Origin of the sequence: Pseudomonas sp. A25(2017), assembly GCF_002001065.1 — a bacterium.
GTDB classification, from domain to species: Bacteria; Pseudomonadota; Gammaproteobacteria; order Pseudomonadales; family Pseudomonadaceae; genus Aquipseudomonas; species Aquipseudomonas kilonensis.
In genome coordinates, this window is the sequence record NZ_MUOA01000074.1 from 26,363 (window position 1) to 41,514 (window position 15,152).

Sequence of the window (15,152 nt, forward strand, 5' to 3'; positions counted from 1 at the left end):
AGCTGCCTTAGAACGTATCTTTCCAAGCCCTCAAGGCCGCAAAAACCTCACTCGGCGTCTGGTTTCGCTGGCCATTCCGTTCGTCTGCTTTTTGTTTAACGGATGTTTCAGTCGTGCGCAGGAACGGATTGGTGAGTTTTTCCAGGGCCAGGGTCGAGGGCAGCGTCATGATGCCTTCGCTGCGTTGCCGGCTGACTTTTTCCAGGCGGGCGACGATGTCCGGGTTGCCGGGCTCCACGGCGGCCGCGAACTTCAGGTTGCTGAGGGTATATTCGTGGGTGCAGTAGACCAGCGTATCTTCAGGCAGGGCGGCGAGGCGACTGAGCGAGTGGTGCATTTGCGCAGGCGTGCCCTCGAAGAGCCGACCGCAACCGGCGGCGAACAGGGTATCGCCACAGAACAGCAGGCCGTGGTGGTAGTAGGCGATGTGCCCCAGGGTATGGCCAGGCACGGCGTAGACATCGAAGTCCCAGCCGAGCACGCTGACCTGGTCGTTGTCATGCAGGGCCTGGTCCCGCGCCGGGATGTTTTCGCTGGCCGGGCCGTAAACGGTGGCGTTCGTCGCATGCTTCAGCGCCTGGACGCCGCCGACATGATCATGGTGATGATGGGTGATCAAGATATCGCTCAGGACCCAGCCCGGATGGGCCTCGAGCCAGGCCTGCACCGGTGCGGCGTCACCCGGGTCGACCACGGCGCAGCGCTGGGTGGCGTGGTCCTGTAACAACCAGATGTAGTTATCGGTGAATGCGGGCAGGGCACTGATCTGTATCATCGTGGAATTCGCCAAGCGGAAAACAAAGGCGCATCTTAGAACTTCCTGACGCGTTGGAGAATGCAATGACCGATGAAGCGTTCGCTCAGGCTGATCCTGACTGGCTGGCGTTGATCAGCGCCGCCCGTGAATGGCTGTCCGGCCCTGTCGGGCAATTTTTGCTGGATGAAGAACGGCGCATGCTCGAAGACGAGTTGGGCCGGTTCTTCGGCGGCTACCTGGTGCACTACGGGCCCTCGGCGCAAACCCCGCCGTCGGCACCGCAAGTCCAGCGCAACGTACGCCTGGGGGCGCCGTTGCCCGGGGTGGAAATCGTCTGCGAGGAGCAGGCCTGGCCGTTGAGCGAACATGCCGCCGATGTGGTGGTCATGCAGCACGGCCTGGATTTCTGCCTGTCACCCCACGGTTTGTTGCGTGAAGCCGCCAGCAGCGTGCGCCCCGGCGGGCATCTGTTGATCATCGGCATCAACCCCTGGAGCACTTGGGGGTTGCGTCATGTGTTTGCCCACGACGCCTTGCGCCAGGCCCGCTGCATCTCGGCGTCGAGGGTCGGTGACTGGCTCAACCTGCTGGGTTTTGCGCTGGAGAAACGCCGCTTCGGGTGCTATCGTCCGCCGCTTGCGTCGCCCAAGTGGCAGGCGCGCCTGGCCGGCTGGGAGCGCAAGGCCGGTGACTGGCAGCTGTCCGGCGGCGGTTTCTACCTGCTGGTGGCGCGCAAGATCGCGGTCGGACTGCGCCCGGTGCGTCAGGTGCGACGCGAGCCGATGGGCAAGTTGATTCCCTTGCCAATGGCCAAGGTCAATCGTCGCCACATCGAGCCGTAACCTTTTTCGAGGGTTCTTGCCGGTAATGGGCTGCGGGTGTTGTCGGGCCCGATCGGCGGGCCTTTGCATTTTTTCTGGATAGATTGGCATGAGCGATAGCGTAGAACTCTTCACTGATGGCGCCTGCAAGGGCAACCCCGGTCCGGGCGGCTGGGGCGCGTTGCTGGTGTGCAAGGGCGTGGAGAAGGAACTCTGGGGCGGCGAAGCCAATACCACCAACAATCGCATGGAGCTGATGGGCGCCATCCGAGGCCTGGAAGAGCTCAAGCGGTCCTGCGATGTGTTGTTGGTGACCGACTCGCAGTACGTCATGAAAGGCATCAACGAGTGGATGGCCAACTGGAAGAAACGTGGCTGGAAGACGGCGGCGAAGGAGCCGGTAAAAAACGCCGACCTCTGGAAGCTGCTGGATGAACAGGTCAACCGCCACAACGTCACCTGGAAATGGGTGCGCGGCCACATCGGCCACCACGGCAACGAACGGGCCGACCAGTTGGCCAATCGTGGGGTCGATGAGGTGCGGGGCTACAAGCAGGCTTGATTCTCGGTTGCGCCCCTGTGGCCAGGGCGCTTGTGTGGGAGCAAAGCTTGCTCGCGACACAGGCGCCCTGGTTTTCCTGAAAGACCGCATGATCTTCATCGCGAGCAAGCTTTGCTCCCACAGTGTTTGCTCTCGTTCATCACTTGCTTGCAAGAGCCTGGCTCCCAGGTAAATCCCCTTGCGACAAGAGCGTGTTAACATCCGCGCTTTTGCAAGACTGCCCGCTGAGAGCTGAACACTGATGGCCAACAGATCTGTAGTACTGGATACCGAAACCACCGGCATGCCGGTGACCGATGGTCACCGGATTATTGAAATCGGTTGTGTCGAGCTGATCGGCCGACGCCTGACCGGTCGCCATTTCCATGTGTACCTGCAACCGGACCGCGAAAGCGACGAGGGCGCCATTGGCGTCCACGGCATCACCAACGAATTCCTGGTGGGCAAGCCGCGTTTCGCCGAAGTGGCCGATGAGTTCTTCGAATTCATCCAGGGCGCGCAGTTGATCATCCACAACGCGGCGTTCGACGTCGGGTTCATCAACAACGAATTCGCCCTGATGGGCCAGCACGACCGGGCCGACATTACCCAGCATTGCACCATTCTCGATACCCTGATGATGGCCCGGGAACGCCACCCTGGGCAGCGCAATAGCCTCGATGCCTTGTGCAAGCGCTACGGCGTCGACAACTCCGGTCGTGAACTGCACGGCGCCTTGCTCGACTCCGAGATCCTGGCCGACGTCTACCTGACCATGACCGGCGGCCAGACCAGCCTGTCCCTGGCCGGCAACGCCTCGGACGGCAACGGTACTGGCGAAGGCTCCGGCAACCAGGCCTCGGAGATTCGCCGTTTGCCCGCTGAGCGCCAGCCATCGCGGATTATCCGCGCCAGCGAAAGCGACCTGGCCGAACATGCCGCGCGTCTGGAAGCCATCGCCAAGTCCGCAGGTGCTCCGGCATTGTGGACGCAGTTGGCCGAGGCGCAGGCCGCCACGCACTGATGAAACCCTTCCTGTGGGAGCAAGCTCGCTCCCACAAGGTTATCCATCGTTCATTTCTCGCCACAATCGCCACGACCTTCTACCCTGAGGTAACGGGCAGGCTACGGATCCCGCTTGATGTGTGAAGATTTGAAAGGCAAGGGCAATGGATGGCACCACGCCGTTGGTTGTCTCAAGGAATGAGGACCTTCCCCAGTATGCAACCGGTCATGAATCCCAAGCACCCCGGGTTGTCGGTGCGCGTCGTCGATGACGGCTTTGCCGCCTATATCTGGGGCAGTGACTTCAGCTTCGAAGTCAACGACTACGGGACGGCGCAGATCGGCCGGCCCGTCAGCCAGTGGGCGGTGACACCTATTGTTCCCTATCGCAAGTGCTATGGCATCGATCCCGAGGAGTTCAGCAGCTTCCGCGATGCCCCGGACAGCGAGATCTTCATGGCTTATCTCGATGATCAGCCCGTGGGGCATCTGGTGGTCAGTACCAACTGGAACGGCTATGCCCACATCGACGAGTTGGCGGTACACGCCCCAGCCCGTCGCCACGGAGTAGCCAAGGCATTGCTCGATGTCGCCCAGTTCTGGAGCCGCAAGAAAAAGCTGCCGGGCATCATGCTCGAGACCCAGAACAACAATCTGGGCGCCTGCCGACTCTATGAGCGTTGCGGTTACGTGCTCGGCGGTATCGATCACCTGCGCTATCGCGGCATTGACCGGCATACCGCCGAAGTGGCGCTGTTCTGGTACCGACTGTTCGACGATCCGCTGGGCATGTCGATCAGTGGTTCAACAACGCCTCGGCTTGTTCCGTAACCCGTTCCAGCAGCGACTGGAGGGTGGGTGAGGGCGGCGTGCCGTTCAGGCTCAGGGCATAGAGGCCAATCGCGATGGCGGGCGATACCGGGCAGACGTCCAGGCCACTGCCCTTGGCCCCCGAGGCGGTGAACGGGTCGACGATGGCCAGGCCCTCGCCGGCCTCGACCATGGCGCGCATCATCTGATGGGTCTGGACGCGGATCTGGATCATCGGCGCCGGACGCAGTGCCGCCAATTTATGCTCGAACGCAGGGCTCAACGGGTCATGGCCATCCAGGCCTACCAACGGCTGGCCCGCCAGGTCCTGGAGCGAAATGTATTTTTGTCGTGGTTGCAGCCAGCCGTGAGGTGCCAGCAATTGCAGTTTGCCCTGGGCGATCATCTGGCAATGGATGTCGGGGTGTTCAGGGTCGTGCAGGCTCAGGCCCAGGTCGCTTTCACGCAACAGCAGGCTGTGGACGATGTCGCGGGTCGGTTGGCTGAGCAGGGTGCAAGGCGCATCCGGATGGCGGCGACGCAAGGCGGCGATGCTCTGGGGCAACAACTGCTGGGCCAGTGGCGGGGTGCAGATAATGCGCAAGGGTGGTGCCTGATAGTGTTTCAGGCTGCTGGCCAGGCGCTGCACCGGTTCGAGGGTGTCGTACACCCGCGTGATGCCGTCGCGCAGTTCAAGGGTTTCCCGGGTGGCCTGCAGGCGCCCGCGCACGCTGGCAAACAGCATGAAGCCCAGCTGGGCCTCGGCATCGCGCAGGATCGCCTCGACCTCTGTCACCGGCAGTTGCAGCCATTCGGCCGCCGTGCCGAGGTGACCGGTCTGCAGCAGCGCCTGGATCACTTCGATGTGGCGTAAACGCATGCAAGAAGTCCATGTTCGGCGGGTGAGCCATTGAGTGGCTGAATCCTAACCCAAGTCCGGGCATGACTTCTGCTAATAACCAACAGGTTATAGCGCTATTTGTGTTTCGGGTTCGCGCGTCAACTTGATGCCGGTCTGCACCAATTCAAACTCGTCCTCGTTGAGTTTCTTGACTCGATCACCGATCGCCAGCTTGTAAGTGGTGACAGGCTCCTTGCCGTTTCCGTCGGGTGACGGGGTCGATTCCTGGAACTCATGCACCGAATAGACGCGACCTTCGGCGTCCCGCGCATGAAATTGTCCGACAAGTACTGCTGCCATTGCTTAGAACCTCTGGAAATAAATCACTCGATTTGCGGTTCTGTAGACCCTGGTCAAGCGTGGTAAGTTTTCCTACATGAAAAAAATAGTCCAGCCGACAGGTTTTCGTCGCTCCACTGGTCCAATTGTCACCCCGATCATCTATAACTACAGGCTCCTTTGAGCCGATAGTCGAGAAGCCTCTCATGAGTAATGTCTACACAGTGGCCGTTTTGGTGGGCAGCCTGCGCAAGGCATCGATCAACCGCAAGGTCGCGCTGGCACTGGCTGACCTGGCGCCCGCCAACCTCAAGCTGAACATTGTCGAGATCGGCGAGTTGCCACTTTATAACGAAGACATTGATGTGACACCGCCGGCAGCCTACACCACATTCCGTCAGCAGGTGGGTGCGGCTGATGCTTTGTTGTTCGTCACGCCTGAGTACAACCGCTCGGTGCCGGCGCCGTTGAAAAACGCCATCGACGTCGGCTCGCGTCCCTACGGCCAGAGTTGCCTGAGCGGTAAACCGGGCGCGGTGATCAGTGCTTCACCGGGCGCCATGGGTGGTTTCGGTGCCAACCACCATTTGCGCCAGTCGCTGGTATTCCTTGACGTGCCCTGCATGCAGCAGCCGGAAGCCTACCTGAGCGGTGCCGGGACGGCATTTGACGAGGCGGGCAACCTGTCGGACTCGGTACGGCCCATCCTGCAGAAATTCATCGATGCCTACGGCAAGTGGGTCGAGCAACACAAGAAGGTTTGATACCTTTGCGCAACTTCAAGCCAATCACTTCTGTGGCGAAGTGATGTTCTGTGGGGGCAAGGCTTGCCCGCGATGGCCGCACCGCGGTTTAACAGTCGAACCGCGATATCTTCATCGCGGGCAAGCCTTGCTCCCACAGTGGGATATATTCGCCCCGTCGCACCACCAGACCGTTCTTTGTCACGTCTGACTCCCTCTTTTCAATCAACCTTCCAAGGCTGTTGTGCATGCTCATCGCGTCATTGATTTTCCTGCTGACCATTACGCTGGTGATCTGGCAGCCCAAGGGGCTTGGCGTCGGCTGGAGCGCGACGCTCGGCGCGCTGCTGGCGTTGTTGAGCGGGGTGGTGCAGGTCGGCGACATTGCGCTGGTCTGGCAGATCATCTGGAACGCCACCGGTACGTTTGTCGCGCTGATCATCATCAGCCTGCTGCTGGACGAGGCCGGCTTTTTCGCCTGGGCGGCCTTGCACGTGGCCCGTTGGGGAAAGGGCAGCGGGCACAAGCTGTTTGCGTTCATGGTGCTGCTGGGGGCGCTGGTGTCGGCCCTGTTTGCCAATGACGGGGCGGCGTTGATCCTGACGCCCATCGTGATTTCGATGCTGCTGGCGTTGCGGTTTTCCCCGGCGGCGACCCTGGCATTCGTGATGGGTGCCGGTTTCATTGCCGACAGCGCGAGCCTGCCGCTGGTGGTGTCGAACCTGGTGAACATCGTCTCGGCGGACTTCTTCGGCATTGGTTTCAACCGCTACGCGGCGGTCATGGTGCCGGTGAACCTGGTCAGCGTGGCGGCGAGCCTGGCGATATTGATGTGGTTCTTTCGTCGCGACATTCCGGGTGACTACGACCCCGAGCAACTGGACGATCCGGCGACGGCGATCCACGACAAGGCAACGTTTTATGCCGGCTGGGTGGTGCTGGTGATCCTGCTGCTGGGCTGCTTTGCCCTGGAGCCACTGGGGATTCCCATCAGCGCGATCTCGGCGGTCTGCGCTGCGCTGCTGCTGGCCGTCGCGGCCCGTGGCCACAAGATTTCCACCCGCAAGGCGATGAAGGAAGCGCCTTGGCAGATCGTGATCTTCTCCCTCGGCATGTACCTGGTGGTCTATGGCCTGCGCAATGCCGGGCTGACCGGCTACCTGGCCCAATGGCTCGACGGTTTCGCCGAATATGGCGTGTGGGGTGCGGCCATGGGGACAGGCCTGCTGACGGCGTTGCTCTCGTCGGTCATGAACAATTTGCCAACGGTGCTGATCGGCGCCCTGTCCATCGACGCCAGCCAGGCCACCGGGGTGGTGAAGGAGGCGATGATCTACGCCAACGTCATCGGCAGCGACCTGGGCCCGAAAATCACCCCGATCGGCAGCCTGGCGACCTTGCTGTGGCTGCATGTGCTGGAACGCAAGAACATCCAGATCGGCTGGGGGTATTACTTCAAGGTCGGGATTGTGCTGACGCTGCCGGTGTTGCTGGTGACCTTGGCGGCGCTGGCGGTGCGGTTGTCACTCTAAACCGTAGCGGCCCCTTCGCGAGCAAGCCCGCTCCCACAGGAGAGTGCATTCCAATGTGGGAGCGGGCTTGCTCGCGAAGACGGCCGTTCAGGCAGTACAAGACTCAACCATTACCCGGCACATTCGGCCAGAGATCGGCCACCAGGAACACCCGCTCAGCTTCTTCCCACTCGCCCTCGGTATTTTCAGTCAGGCGCACCATCAGTTGTGCCGGCGCCATCGGGTCCAGGTCCAGTCGCCAGGCCTCCAGTTGCGCAGTGCTCCAGGTCTGCTCGGCCGGATAATGCGCCGGGGCCAGCCAGGCGGCGCGGGGCAGGGGTTGCCAGCGACCCGGCGGATGTTGGGCGATGAACGCAAGCCAGTCCCGTTGATGCAGCCAGTGACCGCGCAAATGCCTGGGGTGGGCGCCGGCCGGCGGTTCGGCCTCGCCCGGCCAGGGGTACAGCAAATACCCGCCCAGCCAGAGTTCGGAGCGAAACAGTTCGATGCCTGAGGGCTCGATACCCAGTGCCGCCAGGGCGTCGCGGCTTTCCGGGCGGGCCGAGATTGGTAATTGGTGTTCGCGCAGATGCGCCAGCTTGCGGTCGAGCCGGTCATGGCAACCCGGGCCCAGCCATTGCGCGGCGTCCAGGCCGTTACCGTGCTGGGGGCCGAGGTACAACTTGATGGCCAGTTCCAGGTGATGGATGCCGTCGCGATCACGCAGCAGCAGGTCCAATTCACCTAGCGTATGGCCTTCGCGTCGGATCGGCAGGTTCGCGGCGATCAACTCGATACCCGGGGCCTGCTGCACGGCAAACTGCCACAGCCTTTCGTAATACAGGCCCAGGCGGCGTGTCCGCCCTTGGGACAGGCAGTGCAGCAGTGGGTAGCTGTCACGGTCCAGTTGCCGCAGCCAGTGCTCCAGTCGACCAGGCTCCTGTACCCAGTCACTGCCGGCCAGGGGATGGCGCTGGGGCCAGGGCGTGTCGATGAGCATCGGCGGGGCGATGATCGCCCACGCGAGGTCGCGCACTTCGGGATGGCGAAGGCGGCGGGGCAAGTCCAGCAATTCAGGGAACAGGATCATTTTGCGAGCATAGCTGCTGCGACGAAGGCTTAAAGGATTTTGTCTATGGAGCGCTTTCGCCCATAATCGTGTTTTTCGCCCGCCGCAGACCCTCGCAGGAGCCTCATGGAGCAATTTCGCAATATCGGCATCATCGGTCGCCTGGGCAGTTCGCAGGTGCTGGACACCGTTCGCCGTCTCAAACGTTTCCTCCTGGAGCGGCACCTGCATGTGATCCTCGAAGATACCATCGCCGAAGTCTTGCCGGGCCATGGCTTGCAGACGTCGTCGCGCAAGATGCTGGGCGAGGTCTGCGACATGGTCATCGTGGTCGGCGGCGACGGCAGCCTGCTGGGGGCCGCCCGGGCCCTGGCGCGGCACAATATCCCGGTGCTGGGGATCAACCGGGGCAGCCTGGGGTTCCTTACCGATATTCGTCCTGATGAGCTGGAAACCAAGGTCGCCGAGGTGCTGGACGGCCACTACCTGGTGGAAAACCGCTTCCTGCTGCAGGCCGAGGTCCGTCGTCACGCCGAAGCCATCGGCCAGGGCGATGCCCTCAATGACGTGGTGCTGCACCCTGGTAAATCCACGCGCATGATCGAGTTCGAGCTGTACATCGACGGCCAGTTCGTCTGCAGCCAGAAGGCCGACGGCCTGATCGTCGCGACCCCGACCGGTTCCACGGCCTACGCGCTGTCGGCCGGCGGACCGATCATGCACCCCAAGCTCGACGCTATTGTGATTGTGCCCATGTACCCCCATACCTTGTCTGGGCGACCGATTGTGGTCGATGGCAACAGTGAGCTGAAAATCGTCGTGTCCAAGGATATGCAGATCTACCCGCAAGTGTCCTGTGACGGCCAGAACCATTTCACCTGCGCGCCGGGTGACACCATCACCGTCAGCAAAAAAGCGCAGAAGCTGCGTCTGATCCATCCGCTGGATCACAATTACTATGAAGTCTGCCGGACCAAGCTCGGCTGGGGCAGTCGGTTGGGGGGTGGAGGCGACTGATGCTCGATCCTGCGCGCAGTTACGATTTGATCGGTGACGTGCACGGATGCGCCCTGACCCTGGAACACCTGCTGGACCGACTCGGTTACCACAAGCAGGGCGGGGTCTGGCGGCATCCGTCGCGCATGGCTGTGTTCCTGGGGGACATCATCGACCGTGGCCCGCGGATTCGCGAGGCGCTGCACATCGTCCACGACATGGTCGTGGCCGGCCAGGCACTGTGCATCATGGGCAACCACGAGTTCAACGCCCTGGGCTGGAGCACACCGGCGTTGCCGGGCAGCGGCCAGCGCTACGTGCGCGAACACACGCCACGCCACGCCCGCCTGCTCAACGAAACCCTGACCCAGTTCGAGCAGCATCCCGGCGACTGGCATGACTTTCTCAAGTGGTTCTATGAGCTGCCGCTGTTTGTCGACGCCGGCCGGTTCCGGGTGGTGCATGCCTGTTGGGATGCGGGCCTGATCGAACCGCTGCGTGGCCTGTTCCCGGATGGTTGTGTCGACGAACATTTCCTCCAGGCCTCGGCGCAACCGGGCAGTTTTGCCTGCACGGTGTTCGACCGTTTGCTGCGCGGCACGGACATGCGCCTGCCCCATGGCCTGACGCTGACCGGTGGCGATGGCCTGACCCGTTCGTTTTTCCGCACCAAGTTCTGGGAAGACAACCCGCAGACCTACGGCGACATCGTGTTCCAGCCCGACGCCTTGCCGGAACCGGTGGCCCGCACGCCACTGTCGCCGGATGAAAAAAACAACCTGCTGCGCTATGGCGTCCATGAACCGTTGCTGTTCGTCGGCCACTATTGGCGCAGCGGCAAGCCCGCGCCCATTCGCCTGAACCTGGCCTGCCTGGATTACAGTGCGGTGCTCTACGGCAAGCTGGTCGCCTACCGCCTCGACCAGGAAACCCGCCTGGATCCGCACAAGTTTGTCTGGGTCGATGTCGAGCGGCCGGAGGTGGTGCAATGAGTGTCGTCGCGGTTCTGCGCCTGCCCCTGGCAGTCGACCTGAGCGGCTTCGTCAAGCTGCTGCAACGCATGCAGGTCCCCCATCGTGTCAGCGAAGAGGCGGGCGAGCAGGTGCTCTGGGTGCCGGATGAAATCAGTGAGGATGTGCGTTCGTTGTACGCACGTTTTCCCGCCGGCGATCCCGATCAGCAGTTGGAACTGCCGGACACGGGCGGCACTTCCCGGCGAGCGGGGTTCGTCCAGCAACTGACCCGCAGTCCAGTGACGGCCCTGGTGCTGTTGCTGAGCCTGATCGTCAGCGCGGTCACCCTGCTGGGGGATAATCTCGAGACCCTGCGCTGGTTGACCTTCCTCGAATTTCGCATCGTTGGCGACTACATCCAGTTCACACCGTTGGCCGATAGCCTGGCGGCGGGGCAGTGGTGGCGGCTGGTAACGCCGATGCTGATTCACTTTGGCTTCCTGCACATCGCCATGAACGGCATGTGGTACTGGGAACTGGGACGACGGATCGAAGCGCGCCAGGGTGGTATCAACTTGTTGGGGCTGACGCTGCTGTTCAGCCTCGTCTCCAATTTCGCCCAGTACTTTTTCAGCGGCCCGACGTTGTTCGGCGGCTTGTCGGGGGTGCTGTACGGCCTGCTGGGCCATTGCTGGATCTACCAACTGCTTGCACCGAACCCGGCCTATCACTTGCCCCGTGGGGTGCTGGTGATGATGCTGGTGTGGTTGCTGCTGTGCCTGTCCGGGCTGGTTTCGCTGATCGGTTTCGGTGAAATCGCCAATGCGGCTCACGTCGGCGGGCTGCTCGTCGGCTGCTTCACGGGGTTGTTGGGCGGACTGTTCGCTCGCCGTAAAATGGCCCTTTGACCGGCGCCTGTGCCTTTTGAAAATGCGCGATTGCGCGGAGAACCCATGTCTTCCTTCAACGAAATGATCAAGAACATCACCCCCGACATCTACCAGAGCCTGAAACAGGCGGTGGAAATCGGTAAATGGGCCGATGGCAACAAACTCACCGCCGAGCAGCGCGAGCTGTCGCTGCAGGCTATGATCGCCTGGGAAATCCAGAACCTGCCCGAAGACGAGCGCACCGGTTACATGGGCGCGCAGGAATGCCATTCGAAATCGACCGAAGTGCCAAATATCCTGTTCAAGTCGGACGCCATCCATTGATCGAGATTGGCCGCGGTGCAATCAGCAAGATGTCGGCGCGCCTTGACGGGCCGACCGTTCAATACGCCTTTCGCCTGGACGACGTCGAGGTGCCGGTCAACCCGTTGATTGGCAGCACGATACGCCTGGAGTACCTCGGTGCGATCCACTGCACCCACTGTGGACGCCGGACCAAGACCAGCTTCAGCCAGGGTTATTGCTACCCGTGCATGACCAAGCTGGCCCAGTGCGACCTGTGCATCATGAGCCCCGAGCGTTGCCATTTCGACGCCGGCACCTGCCGTGATCCAGCTTGGGGCGAGCAGTTCTGCATGACCGATCATGTGGTCTACCTGGCCAATTCCTCGGGCGTGAAAGTCGGCATCACCCGCGCCACGCAGTTGCCGACCCGTTGGCTGGATCAGGGCGCCAGCCAGGCGCTGCCGATCCTGCGGGTCGCCACCCGCCAGCAATCGGGGTTTGTCGAGGACCTGTTCCGCAGCCAGGTGGCGGACAAGACCAACTGGCGCGCCTTGCTCAAGGGCGACGCCGTGGCGGTGGACCTGCCGGCGATCCGCGACGCGCTGTTCGAAAGCTGCGCCGAGGGATTGCAGGGCTTGCAGGAACGATTCGGCCTGCAAGCGATCCAGACCATAGCGGACGTCGAACCCATCGAGATCCGTTATCCGGTGGAGCAATACCCGGCCAAGATCGTCAGCTTCAACCTGGACAAGAACCCGATTGCCGAAGGCACGCTGCTGGGGGTCAAGGGCCAGTACCTGATTTTTGACACCGGCGTGATCAACATTCGTAAATACACGGCCTACCAGCTCGCCGTGCATCAGTAGAAGGATTCGACCCATGCGCACCGAACAACCGAAGATGATTTACCTCAAGGACTATCAGGCGCCCGAGTACCTGATCGACGAAACACACCTGACCTTCGAGTTGTTCGAGGACCACAGCCTGGTCCATGCGCAACTGGTGATGCGCCGCAACCCCGAGCGCGGTGCCGGGCTGCCGCCGCTGGTGCTCGATGGCCAGCACCTGGAACTGCTCTCGCTCAAGCTCGACGACGCCGACCTGGGGCAGGGCGACTATCAACTGGACGACAGTCACCTGACCGTTCACCCCAAGGCCCAGGCCTTCACGGTCGACACCACCGTCCGGATCCACCCGGAAACCAACACCGCCCTGGAAGGTTTGTACAAATCCGGCAGCATGTTCTGCACCCAGTGCGAGGCCGAGGGTTTCCGCAAGATCACCTATTACCTCGACCGCCCGGATGTGATGAGCACGTTCACCACCACCGTGGTGGCCGAGCAGCACAGCTATCCGGTGCTGCTGTCCAACGGCAACCCGATTGCCAGCGGCCCCGGCGAAGACGGCCGGCACTGGGCAACCTGGGAAGACCCATTCAAGAAGCCTGCCTACCTGTTTGCCCTGGTGGCCGGCGACCTGTGGTGCGTCGAAGACACCTTCACCACCCTGAGCGAGCGCACCGTAGCGCTGCGCATCTATGTCGAGCCGGAAAACATCGACAAATGCCAGCACGCCATGACCAGCCTGAAGAAGTCGATGCGCTGGGACGAAGAGGTATACGGGCGCGAGTACGACCTGGACATCTTCATGATTGTCGCGGTCAACGACTTCAACATGGGTGCCATGGAGAACAAGGGCCTCAATATCTTCAACTCCAGCGCCGTGCTGGCCCGCGCCGAAACCGCCACCGATGCCGCGCACCAGCGGGTCGAGGCGATCGTTGCCCACGAATACTTCCATAACTGGTCGGGCAACCGCGTGACCTGTCGCGACTGGTTCCAATTGTCGCTCAAGGAAGGTTTCACGGTGTTCCGCGACGCCGGGTTCTCGGCCGACATGAACTCTGCCACGGTCAAGCGCATCCAGGACGTGGCGTACCTGCGTACCCACCAGTTCGCCGAAGACGCCGGCCCCATGGCGCACCCGGTGCGTCCGGACAGCTTTATCGAGATATCCAACTTCTACACCCTGACCGTGTACGAAAAGGGCTCGGAAGTGGTTGGCATGATCCACACCCTGCTGGGGCCTGAGGGTTTCCGCAAGGGCAGTGACCTGTACTTCGAACGCCACGACGGCCAGGCCGTGACCTGCGACGACTTCATCAAGGCCATGGAAGATGCCAACGGCGTCGACCTGGCCCAGTTCAAGCGCTGGTACAGCCAGGCCGGTACACCACGGCTGGCGGTGAGCGAGTCTTATGACGCCGCTGCCAAGACCTACAGCCTGACCTTCAGCCAGAGTTGCCCGCCGACCCCGGACAAGCAGGAAAAGCTGCCGTTCGTGATTCCCGTGGAGCTCGGCCTGCTGGACAGCAAGGGTGCTGAAATCCCTCTGCGCCTGGTCGGTGAAGCCGCGGCAGATGGCACGTCCCGAGTGATCTCGGTGACCGAAGCCGAGCAGACCTTCACTTTCGTCGATGTCGCTGAACAGCCGCTGCCTTCGTTGCTGCGTGGTTTCTCGGCGCCGGTGAAGCTGAGCTTCCCGTACAACCGCGACCAGTTGATGTTCCTCATGCAACACGACAGCGACGGTTTCAACCGCTGGGATGCCGGCCAGCAGTTGTCGGTACAGGTGCTGCAGGAACTGATCGCCCAGCATCAGCAGGGCGCCAGCCTGACGCTGGATCCGCGCCTGGTCAGTGCACTGCGCAGCGTGCTGTCGGACGAGTCCCTGGACCAGGCCATGGTCGCCGAAATGCTCTCGCTGCCAAGCGAAGCCTACCTGACGGAGATCAGCGAAGTGGCCGACGTCGAGGCGATTCATGTCGCCCGTGACTTCGCCCGTCAGCAGTTGGCCGAGAACCTGTTCGAAGCCCTTTGGCTGCGTTATGCAGCCAACCGCGACCTGTCGAAGAAAACGCCTTACGTGGCCGAGGCCGAGCATTTCGCCCGCCGCGCATTGCAGAACATCGCGCTGTCGTACCTGATGCTCACCGGCAAGCCTGAGGTGCTGAGTGCGACGCTTGAGCAGTTCGACTCCGCCGACAACATGACCGAGCGCCTGACCGCGCTGGCGGTGCTGGTCAACTCGCCATTCGAAGCCGAGAAGGCCAAGGCCCTGGAAGTGTTTGCGGAAAACTTCAAGGGCAACCCACTGGTCATGGACCAATGGTTCAGCGTCCAGGCCGGCAGCCCGTTGCCGGGTGGCCTGGCGCGGGTCAAGGCATTGATGGAGCACCCGGCGTTCAATATCAAGAACCCGAACAAGGTGCGGGCGCTGCTGGGGGCGTTTGCCGGGCAGAACCTGATCAACTTCCACGCCGCTGACGGCTCGGGTTATCGCTTCCTGGCGGACCTGGTCATCCAGCTCAATGGCTTCAACCCGCAGATCGCCTCCCGGCAACTGGCGCCGCTGACTCGCTGGCGCAAATACGACAGCGCCCGCCAGGCGCTGATGAAAGCCGAGCTGGAGCGCATCCTGGCCTCCGGCGCGCTTTCCGCCGATGTGTTCGAAGTGGTGAGCAAGAGCCTGGCGTGACCGGGCTGCGCATTGCCTTTTTGTGGCGAGGGGATTTATCCCCGCTGGGCTGCG

16 protein-coding genes are annotated in these 15,152 nt (G+C 62.0%); 12 read left to right on the forward strand and 4 right to left on the reverse strand.

Features of this window, described 5'->3' with window-relative positions; genetic code table 11:
- Window positions 1-7 precede the first annotated feature (7 nt).
- A complete protein-coding gene (gene gloB / locus B0E42_RS18685; RefSeq protein ID WP_077507010.1) occupies window positions 8-775 on the reverse strand; it encodes a hydroxyacylglutathione hydrolase in 768 nt (255 codons plus the stop codon).
- A 65-nt stretch (window positions 776-840) separates the two neighbouring features.
- Here gloB and B0E42_RS18690 point away from each other — a divergent pair, with 65 nt between their 5' ends.
- The 4 genes from B0E42_RS18690 to B0E42_RS18705 all read left to right on the forward strand — a co-directional run bounded on the left by B0E42_RS18690 (window position 841) and on the right by B0E42_RS18705 (window position 3,955).
- On the forward strand, window positions 841-1,599 hold the full coding sequence (locus tag B0E42_RS18690; protein WP_018605776.1) for a class I SAM-dependent methyltransferase: 759 nt from the start codon (window positions 841-843) through the stop codon (window positions 1,597-1,599).
- Window positions 1,600-1,687: 88 nt separating this feature from the next.
- Window positions 1,688-2,140 (forward strand): ribonuclease HI, encoded by a 453-nt coding sequence (gene rnhA / locus B0E42_RS18695; protein ID WP_003180633.1) that lies wholly within the window; start codon window positions 1,688-1,690, stop codon window positions 2,138-2,140.
- A gap of 241 nt (window positions 2,141-2,381) precedes the next feature.
- On the forward strand, window positions 2,382-3,143 hold the full coding sequence (dnaQ, locus tag B0E42_RS18700; RefSeq protein WP_018605790.1) for a DNA polymerase III subunit epsilon: 762 nt from the start codon (window positions 2,382-2,384) through the stop codon (window positions 3,141-3,143).
- A gap of 197 nt (window positions 3,144-3,340) precedes the next feature.
- Window positions 3,341-3,955: a GNAT family N-acetyltransferase gene (locus B0E42_RS18705; protein WP_018605792.1), complete on the forward strand. Its 615-nt coding sequence runs from the start codon at window positions 3,341-3,343 to the stop codon at window positions 3,953-3,955.
- Here B0E42_RS18705 and B0E42_RS18710 read toward each other — a convergent pair.
- Together B0E42_RS18710 and B0E42_RS18715 are read right to left on the reverse strand one after the other, a co-directional pair.
- A complete protein-coding gene (locus B0E42_RS18710) occupies window positions 3,921-4,814 on the reverse strand; it encodes a LysR family transcriptional regulator (protein ID WP_018605793.1) in 894 nt (297 codons plus the stop codon). The two genes, B0E42_RS18705 and B0E42_RS18710, sit on opposite strands and share 35 nt — an antisense overlap.
- Before the next feature lie 87 nt (window positions 4,815-4,901).
- On the reverse strand, window positions 4,902-5,135 hold the full coding sequence (locus B0E42_RS18715; protein ID WP_014339045.1) for a hypothetical protein: 234 nt from the start codon (window positions 5,133-5,135) through the stop codon (window positions 4,902-4,904).
- Window positions 5,136-5,320: 185 nt separating this feature from the next.
- Here B0E42_RS18715 and B0E42_RS18720 point away from each other — a divergent pair, with 185 nt between their 5' ends.
- Window positions 5,321-5,878, forward strand: coding sequence for an NADPH-dependent FMN reductase (locus B0E42_RS18720; RefSeq protein WP_053180211.1), 558 nt, complete (start codon window positions 5,321-5,323; stop codon window positions 5,876-5,878).
- Between the two features lie 227 nt (window positions 5,879-6,105).
- Window positions 6,106-7,389 carry an arsenic transporter gene (locus tag B0E42_RS18725; protein ID WP_018605801.1) on the forward strand — a complete coding sequence of 428 codons (1,284 nt, stop codon included), beginning with the start codon at window positions 6,106-6,108 and terminating at the stop codon, window positions 7,387-7,389.
- A gap of 103 nt (window positions 7,390-7,492) precedes the next feature.
- Here B0E42_RS18725 and B0E42_RS18730 read toward each other — a convergent pair whose 3' ends face one another.
- Entirely contained in the window at window positions 7,493-8,458 is a 966-nt protein-coding gene (locus tag B0E42_RS18730) for a DUF1853 family protein (RefSeq protein WP_018605803.1), read from the reverse strand.
- A gap of 105 nt (window positions 8,459-8,563) precedes the next feature.
- Between B0E42_RS18730 and B0E42_RS18735 the strand changes: the two genes are divergently transcribed.
- From B0E42_RS18735 to pepN, 6 genes are read left to right on the forward strand one after another with little or no spacing between them, the layout of a single operon-like run.
- A complete protein-coding gene (locus B0E42_RS18735) occupies window positions 8,564-9,454 on the forward strand; it encodes an NAD(+) kinase (RefSeq protein WP_003202709.1) in 891 nt (296 codons plus the stop codon).
- Window positions 9,451-10,425 (forward strand): metallophosphoesterase, encoded by a 975-nt coding sequence (locus tag B0E42_RS18740; RefSeq protein ID WP_371915899.1) that lies wholly within the window; start codon window positions 9,451-9,453, stop codon window positions 10,423-10,425. The genes B0E42_RS18735 and B0E42_RS18740 overlap by 4 nt, the downstream gene beginning before the upstream one ends.
- Window positions 10,422-11,294 carry a rhomboid family intramembrane serine protease gene (locus B0E42_RS18745; protein WP_018605811.1) on the forward strand — a complete coding sequence of 291 codons (873 nt, stop codon included), beginning with the start codon at window positions 10,422-10,424 and terminating at the stop codon, window positions 11,292-11,294. The genes B0E42_RS18740 and B0E42_RS18745 overlap by 4 nt, the downstream gene beginning before the upstream one ends.
- 45 nt (window positions 11,295-11,339) lie before the next feature.
- Window positions 11,340-11,600 carry a YeaC family protein gene (locus tag B0E42_RS18750; protein ID WP_018605813.1) on the forward strand — a complete coding sequence of 87 codons (261 nt, stop codon included), beginning with the start codon at window positions 11,340-11,342 and terminating at the stop codon, window positions 11,598-11,600.
- Window positions 11,597-12,427: a DUF2797 domain-containing protein gene (locus B0E42_RS18755; RefSeq protein ID WP_077507012.1), complete on the forward strand. Its 831-nt coding sequence runs from the start codon at window positions 11,597-11,599 to the stop codon at window positions 12,425-12,427. The genes B0E42_RS18750 and B0E42_RS18755 overlap by 4 nt, the downstream gene beginning before the upstream one ends.
- A 13-nt stretch (window positions 12,428-12,440) precedes the next feature.
- On the forward strand, window positions 12,441-15,098 hold the full coding sequence (pepN, locus tag B0E42_RS18760; RefSeq protein WP_077507013.1) for an aminopeptidase N: 2,658 nt from the start codon (window positions 12,441-12,443) through the stop codon (window positions 15,096-15,098).
- The last annotated feature ends 54 nt before the right edge of the window (window positions 15,099-15,152 follow it).